Source organism: Pseudoalteromonas porphyrae, assembly GCF_001298125.1.
GTDB classification, from domain to species: Bacteria; Pseudomonadota; Gammaproteobacteria; order Enterobacterales; family Alteromonadaceae; genus Pseudoalteromonas; species Pseudoalteromonas neustonica.
This window is the reverse complement of record NZ_LHPH01000001.1, coordinates 387,082-403,585: the sequence shown is the minus strand read 5'-3', so window position 1 is coordinate 403,585 and position 16,504 is coordinate 387,082. Positions and strand designations below refer to the sequence as shown.

Annotated in this window: 11 protein-coding genes; 9 read left to right on the top strand and 2 right to left on the bottom strand. The window is 38.4% G+C overall.

Annotated features, from left to right (window positions below):
• The first annotated feature begins 23 nt into the window (after positions 1-23).
• From ADS77_RS01630 to ADS77_RS01620, 3 genes are all read left to right on the top strand, one after another.
• On the top strand, positions 24-3,173 hold the full coding sequence (locus ADS77_RS01630; RefSeq protein ID WP_054452626.1) for a DEAD/DEAH box helicase: 3,150 nt from the start codon (positions 24-26) through the stop codon (positions 3,171-3,173).
• A gap of 1,226 nt (positions 3,174-4,399) precedes the next feature.
• Positions 4,400-5,383, top strand: a complete 984-nt coding sequence (locus tag ADS77_RS01625) for an FHA domain-containing protein (RefSeq protein ID WP_054203910.1) — start codon at positions 4,400-4,402, stop codon at positions 5,381-5,383.
• Positions 5,367-7,964, top strand: coding sequence for a serine/threonine-protein kinase (locus tag ADS77_RS01620; protein WP_054452623.1), 2,598 nt, complete (start codon positions 5,367-5,369; stop codon positions 7,962-7,964). The genes ADS77_RS01625 and ADS77_RS01620 overlap by 17 nt, the downstream gene beginning before the upstream one ends.
• Here ADS77_RS01620 and ADS77_RS01615 read toward each other — a convergent pair.
• Positions 7,961-8,518 carry a hypothetical protein gene (locus ADS77_RS01615; RefSeq protein WP_054203912.1) on the bottom strand — a complete coding sequence of 186 codons (558 nt, stop codon included), beginning with the start codon at positions 8,516-8,518 and terminating at the stop codon, positions 7,961-7,963. The genes ADS77_RS01620 and ADS77_RS01615 overlap by 4 nt on opposite strands.
• 270 nt (positions 8,519-8,788) lie before the next feature.
• On the opposite strand from ADS77_RS01615, the gene rmuC reads away from it, so the two are divergent.
• The 3 genes from rmuC to ADS77_RS01600 are packed head-to-tail and all read left to right on the top strand — an operon-like array spanning position 8,789 to position 11,769.
• A complete protein-coding gene (gene rmuC, locus ADS77_RS01610; RefSeq protein ID WP_054452622.1) occupies positions 8,789-10,255 on the top strand; it encodes a DNA recombination protein RmuC in 1,467 nt (488 codons plus the stop codon).
• An 8-nt stretch (positions 10,256-10,263) separates the two neighbouring features.
• A complete protein-coding gene (locus ADS77_RS22595) occupies positions 10,264-11,178 on the top strand; it encodes a hypothetical protein (protein ID WP_235575684.1) in 915 nt (304 codons plus the stop codon).
• A gap of 12 nt (positions 11,179-11,190) precedes the next feature.
• Positions 11,191-11,769, top strand: coding sequence for a DJ-1/PfpI family protein (locus ADS77_RS01600; protein WP_054452619.1), 579 nt, complete (start codon positions 11,191-11,193; stop codon positions 11,767-11,769).
• Here ADS77_RS01600 and ADS77_RS01595 read toward each other — a convergent pair.
• Complete coding sequence (locus tag ADS77_RS01595) at positions 11,766-12,656, bottom strand: LysR family transcriptional regulator (protein ID WP_054452616.1); 891 nt, start codon at positions 12,654-12,656, stop codon at positions 11,766-11,768. The two genes, ADS77_RS01600 and ADS77_RS01595, sit on opposite strands and share 4 nt — an antisense overlap.
• A 100-nt stretch (positions 12,657-12,756) precedes the next feature.
• Between ADS77_RS01595 and ADS77_RS01590 the strand changes: the two genes are divergently transcribed.
• From ADS77_RS01590 to ADS77_RS01580, 3 genes are all read left to right on the top strand, one after another.
• Entirely contained in the window at positions 12,757-13,248 is a 492-nt protein-coding gene (locus tag ADS77_RS01590; protein WP_054452614.1) for a DUF2938 domain-containing protein, read from the top strand.
• Between the two features lie 9 nt (positions 13,249-13,257).
• Entirely contained in the window at positions 13,258-13,902 is a 645-nt protein-coding gene (gene tmpT, locus ADS77_RS01585) for a thiopurine S-methyltransferase (RefSeq protein ID WP_054452611.1), read from the top strand.
• 181 nt (positions 13,903-14,083) lie between these two features.
• Positions 14,084-16,441 (top strand): S9 family peptidase, encoded by a 2,358-nt coding sequence (locus ADS77_RS01580; protein ID WP_054452610.1) that lies wholly within the window; start codon positions 14,084-14,086, stop codon positions 16,439-16,441.
• The last annotated feature ends 63 nt before the right edge of the window (positions 16,442-16,504 follow it).

The following is a 16,504-nucleotide window of genomic DNA, read 5'->3' as shown; positions in this document are numbered from 1 at the left end:
TTATTTTTAATGCTTCGAGCACTATGTCTGCTAATTTATCAAAGAATGACCTGTTAGCTATTTTTGAAGAAATAAAACAAGAACAAGCTACTCAATTTCCTCTATCTGAACGGTTTATAAAACAGTTGTTTAAACCTAATGTACTAAGTAGAGCAAAAGAATATTTAGCGAATGGTCAAATTAATTGCCTTGAATATAATAGCGACTTTTCTGTTATTGATGCGTCTATGCTCGGTAATGAAGGGAATACCTTTAATCAGCATATTGAGATCAAAAAATTACCAACTGGGTTTTCAGTTGAACGTCATTGTTCATGTAATGCAAAAACAAGTTGTCGTCATTTAGCTGCGGTTTTACTTAAACTTAAAATTGAGCATTCAGGTGAATACGGCCAAGATTACATAATAAATGATTGGTTTGATGAGCTTAAAACGTTAAAGCAAACAGAAGTTACGACAGTAAAAAATGTTTTGTTATTCGTACTTGATGTTGAAGATACTCGCGTTATTCTTACACCAAAGATTGCAGCCTATTCAAAAGAGCATAATTATACATTAGGCCGTAATTTAACTGAGCAACAGCTTAATAGCTTTGTTACACCTATAGACCTGCTTGAAAGTGATTTTCGATTATTCAGTTGGATACGTTCACAAAACGCCTTAGGTCATCTTGAGCTCAAAGGCCAATGGGGTTTTACTGCACTACAACAACTAATAGCAACGCAGCGTTTGTTTTTTGGACGCTCCCGTAGTTCAATCAAAGCGGATAGCGCTAAAGAACTCAGCTTTAGTTGGACACATAAAAAAGATCTTACGCATTTAAATATTGATTTATGCGATAAATCACCTTGGCTGCTATTAAAAACAACCCCACCCACTTACATTGAAACAGAGTCATTAAAAATAGGTCGTTTACGTACACCTCTCAGTGGTGAAGAAGTTGCACATATTCAATCTATACCAGCAATTCATACCACCAATTTCGAACGTGTTTATAAGCAATTAGTAGCCAATTTTGGTGATGGTGTTATTCCCCATTATCAGCCTGTAGAAAAAAAGAAATTGAAACGCATTGCTGATGCATACGCGGTGATAGACGTAAGTAATGATAAAAAGCAGTTACAATTTAGTTTGCAATTTAATTATCAAGGTCAGCTTTATCAGCCTAATTCCGCGCCGGTTAAATTACTTAATAAAGCGCTTGAGAATACAGTACTAAATGAATTAATTAACCTTGGATTTGAATCATGTAAAGGGGCTTTACAAAATACATTTATCTTTAGTAAACAGTCCATTACTCATAACCATTGGTTTAAATTTGAAGTAATTCCAATGCTTCGCCAGCGAGGCTGGAAAATTAGCGATAAAAAATTAGTGATCAAAAAAAGTTTAACAACGCCTTGTCTCGATATTAAACGAGGAAAAGGACATCAAGTTGTTAGTAAAATATTGATCTCAAATTTAAAAGCTGCCCATGTTTTAGCTAACGATAACCCTGAGTATCAGTCATTAAACCGTCAAAGTGAACATTTTTATTATTACACTGAGGGTAAACAATTCGGGGTAATTGAGAAATCGGTCTTCAATTTATTAACTGAGTTTAAGCAGCGGTTTGAATTTATAAAAACACGAGATGAGTTACTTATACCCCTGTCGTTTTTACCTGAATTAATGGCTTTGGAGTGTATTAATGTTAATTTAGTTGACGATAGTTTAGAACGTTATTTAGCAGAGCTAACAATACAAAAAAAAGACGTTAAGTATAAATTGCAGGGCTTAAACTCGGGGGTTCAACTTCGCGAATATCAGCAACAAGGCGTTGATTGGTTACATTTTCTAAAACGCCATCAACTCGGTGGTATTCTTGCCGATGATATGGGCCTGGGTAAAACGCTTCAGGTCATTGCTTTTTTAGCCAATGCTAAACAAAACCCACAAGCTGGACCAACATTGATTGTTTGTCCAACAAGCTTAGTTAGTAATTGGCAAAACGAGATCACTAAGTTTGCCAGTGACATAAAAGTGACAACAATATTTGGTTCTGCACGAGTCGAACAATTATCACATTTAGCGCAAGCAGAGTGTATTTTAACAACCTACCCGCTACTAAAACGTGATATAGCCTATTATTCACCATTATATTTTGAAAACATTATACTTGATGAAGCGCAATATATTAAAAATGACAGCGCACAGGTATCGCGATTGGTTAAACGTTTAAATGCCGATTTTAAACTTTGCTTAAGTGGGACACCGATCGAAAATAATCTCTTTGAACTTAAATCGTTACTCGATTTTGCTATGCCATCATTACTGGGTTCGCAAAGCCATTTTAAACAACATTTTCAAACCCCGATCGAGCGTGATGGTGATAGTGAGCGTGCCCACGAATTAAAGTCATTAATAATGCCATTTATTTTGCGCCGTACTAAAGCTGAAGTGGCACAAGAGCTACCTTTAAAGACTGAGTTGATAAAAGAATTTGAGTTTGAATCACAGCAAAAAGCAATTTATCAAGGGATCACTGAAGCACTTGAAGAAAAGATGATCGATTTATTTGCCGCGCAAGGTATGCAAAAAAGCAAGCTTGCATTTTTAGATGCGTTATTAAAGTTAAGGCAAATTTGTTGTCATCCGCAATTAATTGATGAGCATACTACTGCACGCAGCGCGAAGTTAGATTGGATCAGTAATCACCTACCTATGATGCTTAGCGAAGGACGTAAAGTGATTATCTTTAGCCAATTTACTAGCGCCTTAGACATTATTGCCACACAACTTAATGAACAATCAATTAGCTTTAGCTTACTTACAGGGCAAACACGGCATCGCGATAAAGTAATAGATGAATTTACCAGTGGTAACACCTCTGTATTTCTAATTAGTCTTAAAGCGGGTGGAACAGGTCTTAATTTAACTCAGGCTGATACAGTGATCCACTTTGATCCATGGTGGAACCCTGCCGTTGAAAAGCAAGCAACAGATCGCGCTTATAGGATCGGTCAAACAAACCCCGTTTTTGTTTATAAATTAATTATGGCGAATTCAATTGAGCAAAAAGTGTTTAAAATGCAACAAGAGAAGCAAGCCCTTGTTGATGCATTATTTACTGATAAATCAATGAGTTTTACTAAGTTAGATGAAGAACAAATGTTGTCTTTGATCAAAAATTAAAAAAAGATACTCAAAATAGAGGATCTTTTATTGAACTTAACCTGTAAAGCGGCGTCTACTATTGTGCTTGTTGATGAATTGCAGTTTATCCGAGCGACTTGTTGATTTCCCCCTATTAGTTACTAAATTTAGTAATGATTGAGCCAGCCCATTTTGAGCTGGCTTTTTTTATGGCTGTCGCTTTGAGACTAAATTAAATTTTAATTATTTTGAACTTAATCAGTAAGGCGGTGTCTACTATTGTGCTTGTTGTTAAATTGCAGTTTGCACAAGCATCATGTTGATTTCCCTATTTGGTTACTAAATTTAGTAATGATTGAGCCAGCCCATTTTGAGCTGGCTTTTTTTATGGCTGTCGCTTTGAGACTAAATTAAATTTTAATTATTTTTGAACTTAATCAGTAAGGCGGCGTCTACTATTGTGCTTGTTGATGAATTGCAGTTTATCCAAGCAACATGTTGATTTCCCTATTTGGTTACTAAATTTAGTAATGATTGAGCCAGCCCATTTTGAGCTGGCTTTTTTTATGCCCGTAGCTTAGAGACTAAATTAAATTTTAATTATTTTGAACTTAATCAGTAAGGCGGCGTCTACTATTGTGCTTGTTGTTAAATTGCAGTTTGCACAAGCAACATGTTGATTTCCCTATTTGGTTACTAAATTTAGTAATGATTGAGCCAGCCCGCTTTGAGCTGGCTTTTTTTATGCCCGTAGCTTAGAGACTAAATTAAATTTTAATTATTTTTGAACTTAATAAGTAAGGCGACGTCTACTACTGTGCTTGTTGATGAATTGCAGTTTATCCAAGTATCATGTTGATTTCCCCCCTATTGGTTACTAAATTTAGTAATGATTGAACCAGCTTTTTAAGCTGGTTTTTTTTGTTTTAATTTTATCCATATCCATTAACCTAATTTTGATTAAGAGGTTTACGAACCTATTGATTTAATTTATAAAAAATAACTAATCTATTTAGTTGAAAATAGCCACCCTACTGGTGTGTATTAGATAAGAAATGAGTTCATATACTTAGGATTGTTTTGTTTTTTATGATATTGGGCACAATTACCTTAAAAAAGTACATATTATTTACTTTTCGAAGTGTAATCTTCACTAATTATCAATATACTCAGTAATGTAAATCTCTTGCGTTTAGCTTTAAAATGTAAGGAATTTTTACTGATACATTTGGCTTCTGTATTCAACGATAGAACAAGGTGCAATTATGGCTCATTTAATTGATAAACGTACAAACGATTATTGTTTTTTATACGCACATCATACCTTTGGTCGTTATCAATACTCAGTCGATACTTTGGTAAGTGATCCGAGTGTATCTAAAATCCATACTATTATTGAATGGGTAAACGGTAAATGGTTTATTAGAGATTTAAGCCTAAATGGAACGTGGCTAAACAATAAACGCCTTGTAAAAGATGAGCCCAAGTTACTTTGCATTGGCGACAAAATATATTTTTCAGGTAACTCAGAAACAACGTATGTTGTAAAAAACCTAGCAGCACCTGCAGATCAATTAATTCGACTTGATGAGTATAATAAAAAAACAACAGACGTCATTTCGCTTAGTCATTATCATCTAGTACCTGAGCACAATCCTGATCATGTTGTTGTTTTTGAAAACAGCAGTGGTCAGTGGCACTTAGAATCATTAGATGACGCCACACAAGATGACCCTGAAGTGTTGCAAGATAATCATATAATTACCCTTGGCGATTCTCGTTGGATGTTTCTATCTAGTCATATAGACGATGTAACACAAATGAGCAGTGTGCCACAGTTGTATATTAATGATTTGGAGTTTCATTTTAACCTGAGCCTTGATGAAGAAATCTCTGAACTTACAATAAAGTACAATAACAAAGAAATTGATTTACATGCTCGCTGTCATCACTATCTAACACTTAATTTAGCGCGATATCGTGCTGAAGACGCACAGCGTGGTGTTACACCCGCTAACCAAGGCTGGGTAGAAACAGATCGGTTAGTTAAAGACTTAGGGGTTGATATGCGATATTTAAATATTCAGATTCATCGTGCCCGCAAACAGTTTTCTGAAGTTTTAACGCATGTTCATGATGCTGAAAATATTATTGAGCGACAATTACGCAGAGTTCGCTTTGCAGGTAAAACCTTTGAAATATACAAAGGGCATGAGTTAGAGAGAACCTCGAATGTCGCAACCGCATAACAGCGTGGAAAAATTTAATACAACAATCGTTAATTACAAATTAATAAAATTACTTAATCAAGGCGGAATGGGCTCTGTCTATCTTGCTGAAGATACCCGTTTGAAGCGCTATGTGGCAATTAAACTTATTAAAGTTAATTCCACACAATCGGCGGCAGATATCAACGTTCTTAATGAAGCACAATTATTAGCTCGTCTTAATCATCCACATATTGTGCAAATACATGATGTACTGATGTTTGAAGACCAACTATGCATTGTTATGGAGTATTTGAAAGGCAAAACCTTACAACAGTTCCAGCAACAGCATATTTGTTGTTTGTTGGATAAACTGAACATACTTTTACAGCTATGTGCAGGCTTGTCTCATGCACATAGTCAGCAAGTAATTCATTGCGATTTAAAGCCCGCAAATATCATAATTGATACTGAGAAAAACGTATTAAAAATTACAGATTTTGGTATTGCCGCTTTACATAATACTGATACTGGTGAGTCTGTTCAGGGGCTGAGTTTTGGCAGTGCAAGTGCGATGTCACCTGAACAGATAAGAAAAGAGCCTGTTGATTTTAAAAGCGATTTATTTTCATTTGGTATACTAGCATATATGTTTATTAGTGGCCGTCATCCCTTTGGTGAAGGGGCCGCGCAAGCATTAGCTAATAATATTGCAAATGGAAAAGCCAGCAATGCACACGAGATAATTCCCGCACTACCCAATGAATTATGTGATTTACTCAATCAATTACTACAGCGAAAAAAATCACGTCGTCCCGTAAATGCTCAAAGCGTCGAACGCAGGTTACAAGACATTATTATTGCTATTAAACAGCAAGAAATTTTAGCGCAAGAGACAATTCCACTTGATCAATTAGTCGTAAAAACAAAAGCACCTAAAAAGTGGGTGATTTTAGGTGCAGTGATGGGGATTGCAGCCATAACCACAGGCTTAATGTATAAGTTTGAAGTACATAAACCAGAAGAACATTATGTTGTATTTTTAGCCCCTGAAATAAAAGTACCTCCGCTTTTCGAAGCTGATATAAATATGGTAAAAGCTACGATAGATGATGCCGTTAGACAGGGTATTATTAATAGTAAACACTTACACCTTATCTCAGAAGATGAAATAAAAGTTATTGAAGATAGTAACAACCAACAAACTTTAACACAGAGGTTAAAACAGTTAAGTATTGCAACAGGTATGCAAGAAGCTGTAAGAGCTGAACTCAATTGTATGCAGCCACAATGTTATTTAACGTTAGTTCGTTTAGAAGCACCTAATTGGACGGTCAAAGCACGTAAGCAATGGCCTATTATTATTGATAATTATAGTCAAATGCACCATTCAAGCAGTCAGCAATTAACTGCACTTTACCCTGATTTTGATAATAAATATGTTGTAATGTCGCAGTTGAGCGACAAAGTACAAATTGAACATATCGAGTTGTATCAAAAAGTGCAGCATGTAGGCGATTACAGTGAACGGCTATTCATGCAAATTAGTAGCGCGATTGAACAAACCCCGCAGTTATACGCTAACTATGAGTTATTACGTGAGGTTGCACTGAGTTTATACCAGCAGTCTCAACAGGATGAGTATTTAAATACTGCCAGTAAGTTGCTTTTTAACTCGCCGTTGGCATATCAAAATACCCCTGCATTTGCTAAAAATGCCATGTTGATAGCGGTTGCTAGACAAGATTGGTCTGCGGCTACACAGTATTTGGCCAAAGCTGAACAAGTAGGCGCTAGCACCTTAACTCTTTATGAACTAAAGGGAATGCTGTATTTACATCAAGATAAGTTATCTGAGGCTCAAAGTGCGTTTGAACTTGCATTAAAAATACGGACGAATCCTATAATTAAGCAAAATTTAGCTTTAGTTATGTGGTGGCAAGGTGATATTGAAAAAGCAAAGCAGTTACTTAATGAGGTGATAAGTGTCAGCCCACAAAATTATATGGCTAATCAATTATTGGCTGATATAGCACTTACCGAAGGTGATTTAGTAATTGCTATAAAGCAATATAAACAGGCTATAAATATTAAGGCTGATAGTACAGATTTGAGTAACTTAAGTATTGCTTATTCATTGCAAGGTGAGTTTGAACAAGCATTAATAGTTGCCCAGCAAGCAGTTGATATAAACCCTGAACATGTTAGCTTTAGGCTTAATTTAGCGGATACACAAAAGGCGCTTAGCCTGATTGAATCATACCCAGCTAATTACCTAAAAGTCATTGAATTGACGCAAGATAAACAGACTCTTGATGGTTATTTAGAGGTGGCGCAAGCGCATAGCCAATTAGGCGAGGCTAAACTTGCATTACAGGCACTAAATAAAGCAATTAGTATCTCGTCAGAGCACTATGAGTATGTGTTTACTGCGGCACTTGTTTATAGCGTTATTGGTGAATACCAATCAGCGATAATGTATATAGAGAAGTCATTAACAATTGGTTACCACCCGATGTGGTTTAAGTTACCTTGGTTTAAACCTTGGTGCAAAAAAGAAGAGTTTATTACATTAATGCAGCAATATGACTCTTCTTTTAGTTGTGGCTTTACTTTAAATTAAAGAGTTGCCCCTGGTCTACGTACAACAATCTTAGGATCTTGCGACATATAAATTTGACCTGAATTATGTTTTGCAACATATCTAAAGCTAATAGGTAAGTAAGCTGTATCTTCACCTTGCGTTACTTCGATTACTTTATCCAAGTTACCTGTATCGACCCCTGCAAACGCATAGGTCGCTCCAACATCTGTTACTTTTAAAGTAAGCACCTTGCCTGAAGCATCTATTGAGGTTGAAATGTTATACTGGCAGTTACTGCCAGCACCACAGTATTCAACACCATTACCATAAAACACCCATTCATCAGCAACAGATTGATCAAGTGTTACAACAAGCTCAGCAAATTGTTTTACTGCAAGCCCGGCTGGGGTTGTGCCTTTTGGGTTTTGAAACTCGATACTTAAGGTTTCAGTTAAAAGTGTGCTACTTTCTGTGTTTACATGGAAGGTAAGCCAACTTTCACTTGTATGCGGAAGCAGCGTAAAGTGGGCTGTTTGCGAAAAATTGTCTTCATTACATGGAACTTGAATATCAGGGTGTTGAGCAATCGTCATTTTATCTTTCCTTGTTACAGTTGGTGTAGTCGGTACTTATTTGGTACGAGTTTTATTGTAGGTGATACTTTTTACTAATAAAAGCTATTACGTTTATTTGTAATAGCGTGTAATATTTTTAATGGGGGAAGCGCGTAATACAAACGTGTTTTTGGTTATTCGTTTGAATTAAATCATCTATGTTTACCTGTATCTTAGAGCCAAATATGGCTATCTTGCTTGTTTGATCTTCGTTATGATTAAGTGTCTTTAGGCTAATGAAGTTTATTTATGTATATACAGCTACTTACAAGCATCGATTGGGTGAGTGTTGGGGTCGGTGTTACCACTGGTGCCGTACTTCTAGGTCTCGTTTACTCAAATAAAGGTAAACGCTTATCGCAGCAAATGAGTGAGCACCAACAGCAACTGCTACTAATACAAAATCAACTTAGTGAAAAGCAACAACAATACAGCGCCTTATTAGATGAACACGATTTGCTCGAGCGAAGCCATCAAGAGCAACGTGATGAAACCCAACATTTTAAAACACGTTTTACCGAGCAAGAAAAACAAAGCCAACAGTACAACCATTATTGGCGTAAAGCGGAAAGCGAACTAACAGCCCTGCGTGGCGAACACAATGCCCGTGGCATAGAGCTTAGTACAATGCGCACTGTACTTGAACAAAAGCAAACACACTTTGAAGAGCAGCTTGAACACATCAAACAAAGTAAAGAGCAGCTAAAAAAAGAGTTTGAAAATTTAGCGAATCAAATCCTTGAAGAAAAATCGCAAAAGTTTAAAGCTTTAAACCAAGAGAGCATTGAACAACTATTAAAACCTGTGCAAGGCGAGTTAAAAGGCTTTAGGGATAAGTTAGAGTCTATTCACGTTGAAGATGTAAAACAGCGCGAGGCACTTAAAATAGAGCTACTGCATTTACAAGCCAAAAGCCAAGCAATAACAGATCAGGCAGATAGGCTCAGTAACGCACTCCAAGGGCAAAAGAAAACCCAAGGTAATTGGGGAGAACTTATGCTTGAAAACGTGTTAGATAGCGCAGGCCTGCGCGCTGGAACTGATTACAAACGCGAGGTGTCGTTTAATACTGACGATGGCCGCCTTCGTCCCGATGTAGTGGTATATTTACCGCAAGGTCGCCATTTGGTTATAGATGCTAAAACGTCACTCAATGCTTACACCCGCTATGTAAATGCAGATAACGAACTTCAAGCGCAACAAGCGATTAAAGAGCATGTAGAGGCTGTTAAAGCGCGTATTAATGAATTGGCGAGTAAATCATATGATCGCCTCCCAGGAATTAATTCACCAGAGGTTGTGGTGATGTTTGTGCCAATAGAGTCTGCTTTTGTTGAAGCACTTAAATACCAAAGTGATATCTACCAACAAGCAATTGAAAAAAACATTCTAGTTGCGACTCCCACTACCCTACTCACAAGTTTAAATATAGTTAAACAGTTATGGCGCTTTGAAGAGCAAACCAAATACTCTAAAGAGTTAGCTAATCGTGCTGAGCGTTTTTATAATAAGCTCAATGGTTTTTTAACCAGTATGGAAGGTGTTGGTAAACAATTAGATAAAGCCAAAGAAAGCTACGACAAAGCATTTTCTCAGCTATATCGTGGTAAAGGTAACTTAATTAAACAAGCCTCTGAGTTTAAAGAGCTTGGTGTCTCAGTGCAAAAAGACTTACCCGCTGAAAGTGTTGAACGAGCCCAACTAGAATTGGATTAATAAAGAGAATGAAACAGTTTTTAAACAAAGGAATTGCTACGCTAAAATTAGCATCAGATAAACTCACCGATGAGTTTAGTAAAGGCTATGTTTTAGCAAAAGAAAAGGTCAATGGACTCCCTATTTTCATGTCGTTAGAGCACTGTGGAAAAGTAAGCCCGCTATCGTTTGACGAAAAACATTATTTTGTAATCCCTTTCGAATTATCAGAGTATAAATTTGCTCTACACACCATGCGCTGCCTGCCTAAAGGTGTCCCCGAAGTGAATAACTTGCCTAAACGACGAGTGTTTCATTTCCCAAACGAACACGCTGAAGCCGGACTTAGGCTCTACATGCTAAACAGCACTGATGAGATAATGCGAGCACAAGCGACTGGGCAAACGAATACCTTGCAGTCACTAGCAAATGATATAGACGCGTTAGATCAAAAGCTTACTTACGGTATGCTATTAGTCGGTGGCCTTGCTGCCATAGCAAATCCTTTATTAGGGGCAGGTATAGCAGCTAAAGCAGTGTTGCCAAGCGTCACAGGCCTATTGAACAAATATGGTTTGCGTGCTTCTGCGGATAAATTTTCCCAATATCAACTTGAAAAAGAAATCAAAACAGCTCAAAACAATATCATTCAAGAATTTGAGGCTGCTAATACACTGCAAGTAATAAACCCTATTTTGCAAGAGTTGGAGCTCACACTTAGAACAACCGAAGCAGAGCATGACCCTTTAACCAGCTTTAACTTAGGTGAATGTTCTATACCTGAGTTAGGAGATGAAACGTGGCGTGAGCTTACCGATGTTGCAATTTGTCATGTTTATAAAGATGTATACGATGATGAATCACTGCATGAACAAGCACATCTAACGACTAAAAATTTAAGGTGGTTAAAACTAATTTTTGACGTAAATGATACTAAAGCATAAGGAAAACAAGTGATGAACATTGGTATATATATTTACAATGATGCAGAAGTGCTGGATTTTTCAGGCCCATTTGAAGTGTTTAGCACGGCAAAACGCTTAGCTGATAATGATTGGCAGGTATTTTTTGTAGCCGAGCAAAACAAACCAGTACTTGCGCGTGCAGGCTTTAGTGTAAACCCCCATTACAGTTTTGATAATCATCCGGCGATAGACTTGCTAATAGTTGTTGGTGGTGTACATACCTATGAACTTGAAAAAACGGCCGTAATTAACTGGATACGAGAAGCCGCTGACGCTGCTGCTAAAGTAGCCTCGGTTTGCACTGGTGCTTTTTTATTAGCCAAAGCTGATTTACTTGGTGGCTTAACGGTTACCACACATTGGGAAGATCAAGCTGATCTTGCTGCTATGTTCTCAAGCCTAAATGTGATCACCAATAAACGCTGGGTATCGCAAGGTAAGTTTACCACCTCAGGCGGAATTTCTGCGGGAATTGATATGAGTTTAGCGCTAGTTGCAGAGTTAATAAGCCCTGAACATGCTGAGCTTACGGCGAAGCAAATGGAATATCAGTGGCACACAAACACTTAGCCCTCTGGTAGTTGCTGTTGTATAAATATATGCATGTAATCACGTAAACAAACCGATTTTTTACTAAGTAAACGCCCGCTTGGCCAAATAGCAAAAATCTCCCTTGGTAGACTTTGCCATTCAGGTAAAACCCTTACTAACTTGCCTGTTTTAAGCTCATTTATAATTTCAAATCGCGGTAGTAATCCTATCCCTTGATGATCGCATATTTGATATTTCACAAAACTTGTATCGTTATAAATGCTATTAAAGCGGCACATATGCGTGTAACTGGCGCGAGTTTTGGTATTGGTCAGCGGCCATTTATTTCTAAGCGTAGTGCCAATTAAGCGGTGCTGTTTAAGATCATTTGGCTCTTTAAGTTCAGCGGTGCTAGTTAAATAGTTAGGGGTCGCCACCAAAATAGAATCTGCTTGTCCGAGCTTTTTTTGTTGTAGCAGTGAATCTTCCTGTGGGCCTATTCTTAGGGCTAAATCGGCTTGGTTTTTTATGATGTCTTCAAGCTGGTTACCCAAAACAAGCTCTAATTGAATATCAGGGTACGCTTTAGTGAACGACAACCACATGGGTCGTAAAAAACCATGGCAAATATTAAGCGGCGCAAGCACTTTGAGTTTACCGCTTAGTTGTTCTTTTTGTTGATTAAGTTGATGACTGGTTTGTTCAAATTGCTCAACTAAATTTGCATAACTTTGATAGTACACCTGCCCTTGCTGTGTCAGCGTACATTGGCGCGCAGAACGGTGTAGTAACTTTTGCCCAAGGCGAGACTCAAGACGTTGTAAACGCCGGGTGACCGTCGCACCAGGCAGCGATAAATACTGCCCAGCTTGCGATAACCCACCTTGCTGCACTATATGCACAAATAACACTATATCATCTAACATGATTCCACTTTTGCAATTTAAGTTTGATTAAAGCTTTGTATTTAACGTTTGTGTAAGTGTATATCATGATTACTAAGTTTTCTTAGTAAAGAGTATTTTTATGTTTGAAGGTATTGATTGGGTTACTGTTATAGCGATTGGTGTAGGTGCTACAGCTGTGCTCGACGTATGGGCGCTATTACTTGCCAAGGTGTTTGGCATTAGTGCTTTAAATTTTTGCATGGTAGGCCGTTGGGTAAGTTTAATGCGAAAAGGCCAATTTAAGCATGCTGCGATTGCTCAGGCACCCACTCAAAAATACGAATGTGTTATTGGCTGGTTTACTCACTATGTAATAGGCATCGTTTTTAGCTTAGTCTTCTTACTGCTTGTATCATCCAGCTGGCTGGCATCACCAAGCTTAGTACCTGCGTTGTTATTCGGCTTAGCGACCGTGTGTATGCCGCTTTTTATTATGCAACCGGCGCTAGGCTTGGGGATTGCTGCTAGTAAAACTCCTAAACCTGCTTTAGCCAGAGTCAAAAGTTGTGTATCGCACTGCGTGTTTGGTGTGGGGATTTATATCAGTTCAATTGTTTTACTACTATTTTAGAGGATCGTTATGTCAGCTAATTATTGGTTAAAGCGATGGAAAGATGACGATATTGGTTTTCATGAAAACAATGTAAATCCTTACTTAGATCGTTATTTTACTAACTTAGTCCCATCTATTGATAGCCGTATTTTTGTGCCTTTGTGTGGTAAAACAAAGGATATTGCTTGGCTGTTTAATAAAGGAATGCATGTTGTGGGTGTTGAGCTTAGTGTAAGTGCAATTAAGGCGTTATTTATCGATTTAGGTTTAGCACCCACCCTAACTCAGTATGGTCAACTGACGCAGTATTGCGCGGGTAATGTGACTATTTGGGTCGGCGATATTTTTGCTTTAACAACTGAGTTACTTGGATCAGTCGATGCTATATATGATCGCGGTGCCTTGGTTGCTTTGCCTTTCAAATTACGTAAAAAATACACTGCACATATCACTAATATTACAAAGAGTGCCCCGCAATTGCTTATTTGTTGTGTGTATGACCAATCTAAGCATGATGGCACACCATACAGCGTTAGCGCTCAGGAAGTGTTTGATCATTATCATCGCATCTATTCGCTAAAGTTAATAACGTGTGATGCCATTACCAATGGCGTTAAAGGTGTTAAGCCTGCCAATGCAGTCGTTTGGCTATTAAGCAGAAAAAATTGCTAGCATTGCATATTGCATGCAATAATTGAGTTCAATGCGTGAATGCTTGCGATAAGTGTTCTGATATTAAGTACAAAATTTGCTAAAGTAAAAGTTGTTTAACATTATTTTTGTATCGGATAAATGTGTTAGACAACCCTTAAAAATAACGACAATAAGCAAATACTCCACTTTAGGAACTTACATGAAATTATTCAAATCCACCGCTATAGTACTGTCGGTACTCGCTGGGTTATCGTTATCTGGCTGCTCAATGACCGAAAGTGGCAGCACACAAGCCGCTACAAGCCAAATAAGTAACCCTCTGAGCTTTGAACAAATCTATAAAGATAAATATTTTAAAGCGCAGCGTAGCACTTACTTTAAATGGTTAGACGATGGCACTGGCTACACAGTGCTTGAAGCGCGTGAGAGCGAAAAAGATAAAAAAGACGACGCTGATAATACTAAAGCGGATGACGAAAAAGCTGATGATGACAAAGACAATGGCATAAAAGGTAACGACATTGTGTTCTACAATGCCGATGGTACTGACCGTAAGGTATTAGTTGAGTTTGAAAAGCTACACCCAGAAGGCGCTGAAGAGCCGTTGGCAATAGAAAGCTACCAGTGGTCAAAAGATGGTAAATGGCTCATGGTATTTACCAATAGCGAGCAAGTTTGGCGCTCACGCAGCCGCGGAGACTTTTGGTTACTCAACCTTGAGACTAACCAATTACAGCAATTGGGTGGCGCAGACGTTGAGCCTACTAAGCTCATGTTTGCTAAATTTTCGCCAGATAGCTCAAAAGTGGCTTACGTGCGCGATAACAACATTTATATGCAAGCGGTTGGCAGTAACGATGTAACTGCGCTCACAATCGATGGCAGCGCCACCATTGTTAACGGCAACTTTGATTGGGTTTACGAAGAAGAGTTCACCATTGCTGATGGCTTTCGTTGGAGCCCCGATAACAAATCAATCGCTTATTGGCAGCTTGATACCAGCGGTGTTAAATTTTTCACTATGATCAACAACACCGATGAGCTCTACCCTACTCTCAAAACGTTTCCGTATCCTAAAGCCGGTGAAACTAACTCAGCAGTTCGTGTTGGTGTGGTAAGCCTTAGCGACAAACAAACCCGCTGGGCCAAACTTGAAGGTGATAATCGCGATCGCTACATTCCGCGCATCAGCTGGGCAGGCACTGGGGATGAGTTAATGATCCAAGATTTAAACCGCCCGCAAAGCCAAAATAAAGTGTGGTTATTTGATTGGCAAAAGCAGCAACTGACTAAAATTTTAGAAGATAAAGACGATGCGTTTATCGAATGGTTTTATAAAGCCAATTGGTCAAAAGACGGCAAATTCTTTATTTGGCACAGCGAACGTGACGGCTGGCGTCATCTTTACCGTGTATCGCGCGATGGCAAAACCATTATTGACCTAACGCCTGGCGATTACGATATTGTTGATATGCTCACGATCAATGAAGACAAAAACGTCATGTATTTTATTGCTTCACCAAACGATCCAGGTCAGCGCTATTTATATAGCACGCCACTTGATGGCAGTAGCAAACCTGTGCGTGTAACCCCTGCTGAGTTTGAAGGCTCAAACAGCTATTACATGTCTAAAGATGCCTCATGGGCGATGCACACGTATTCTAAATTTGGCACACCGCCAACAAAAGAAATCATTAAAGTGGCAGACCACAGTAATGTAAAAACGTTAGTTGAAAATAAAGAACTAAAAGAAAAACTGGCTGAGCAAAGCTTACCAAGCCATGAGTTTTTTAAAGTGAATGCGCAAGACGGCACTGAGCTTGACGGCTACATTATGTTCCCAGAGAACATGGATAAAAATAAAAAATACCCGATTGTTTTTTACGTATACGGTGAACCGTGGGGCTCAACAGTGCAAGACCGCTATGAAGGCAATAGCTATTTGTACAAATCACTGTTAACCCAAAAAGGCTTTATTGTCGCATCGGTTGATAACCGAGGTACTCGTGCTCCAAAAGGCCGCGATTGGCGTAAATCGATTTATAAAAAAATCGGCTCTATTACCGTGCAAGATCAAGTGGATGCACTTGATGCCATGGCTAAACGTTGGGATGTAATAGACACCGATCGTGTTGGCGTGTGGGGTCACTCAGGTGGCGGTAGCTCAACGCTTAATTTATTGTTCCGCCATGGTGATAAGTTCAAAGTGGGTATTGCCTCAGCGCCAGTGCCAGATATACGTTTATACGACACTATTTACCAAGAGCGTTATGCGGGTAATCCAAATACCGATCCTGAAAGTTACGACAATACCTCGCCTATCACGTTTGCTAAAAACCTAACTGGTAAGCTATTGCTGATTCACGGCACCGGCGATGACAACGTGCATTACCAAGGCTCAGAGCGCTTAATTGATGAACTCGTTAAGCACAACAAACAGTTTGAGTTTTTCTCATACCCAAACCGCTCACACAGCCTACGTGAAGGTAAAGGCACAACCCTGCACTATCACACCATGATGGCCGAATTTTTTGAAAAGAACTTATTGAATCAGTAACTTGATTAGTTAGTTTAGAGACTATAAGCCACACACTAACAAATAACGTGTGGCTTTTTTAAT

What these genes read in the sequence shown, in the direction of transcription:
- ADS77_RS01620 (WP_054452623.1), top strand. Translation starts at nt 5,367, where the DNA reads ATGTCGCAACCGCATAACAGCGTGGAAAAATTTAATACAACAATCGTT.
- ADS77_RS01590 (WP_054452614.1), top strand. Translation starts at nt 12,757, where the DNA reads ATGTTTGAAGGTATTGATTGGGTTACTGTTATAGCGATTGGTGTAGGT.
- ADS77_RS01625 (WP_054203910.1), top strand. Translation starts at nt 4,400, where the DNA reads ATGGCTCATTTAATTGATAAACGTACAAACGATTATTGTTTTTTATAC.
- ADS77_RS22595 (WP_235575684.1), top strand. Translation starts at nt 10,264, where the DNA reads ATGAAACAGTTTTTAAACAAAGGAATTGCTACGCTAAAATTAGCATCA.
- ADS77_RS01580 (WP_054452610.1), top strand. Translation starts at nt 14,084, where the DNA reads ATGAAATTATTCAAATCCACCGCTATAGTACTGTCGGTACTCGCTGGG.
- ADS77_RS01615 (WP_054203912.1), bottom strand. Translation starts at nt 8,518, where the DNA reads ATGACGATTGCTCAACACCCTGATATTCAAGTTCCATGTAATGAAGAC.
- ADS77_RS01595 (WP_054452616.1), bottom strand. Translation starts at nt 12,656, where the DNA reads ATGTTAGATGATATAGTGTTATTTGTGCATATAGTGCAGCAAGGTGGG.
- tmpT (WP_054452611.1), top strand. Translation starts at nt 13,258, where the DNA reads ATGTCAGCTAATTATTGGTTAAAGCGATGGAAAGATGACGATATTGGT.
- ADS77_RS01600 (WP_054452619.1), top strand. Translation starts at nt 11,191, where the DNA reads ATGAACATTGGTATATATATTTACAATGATGCAGAAGTGCTGGATTTT.
- ADS77_RS01630 (WP_054452626.1), top strand. Translation starts at nt 24, where the DNA reads ATGTCTGCTAATTTATCAAAGAATGACCTGTTAGCTATTTTTGAAGAA.
- rmuC (WP_054452622.1), top strand. Translation starts at nt 8,789, where the DNA reads ATGTATATACAGCTACTTACAAGCATCGATTGGGTGAGTGTTGGGGTC.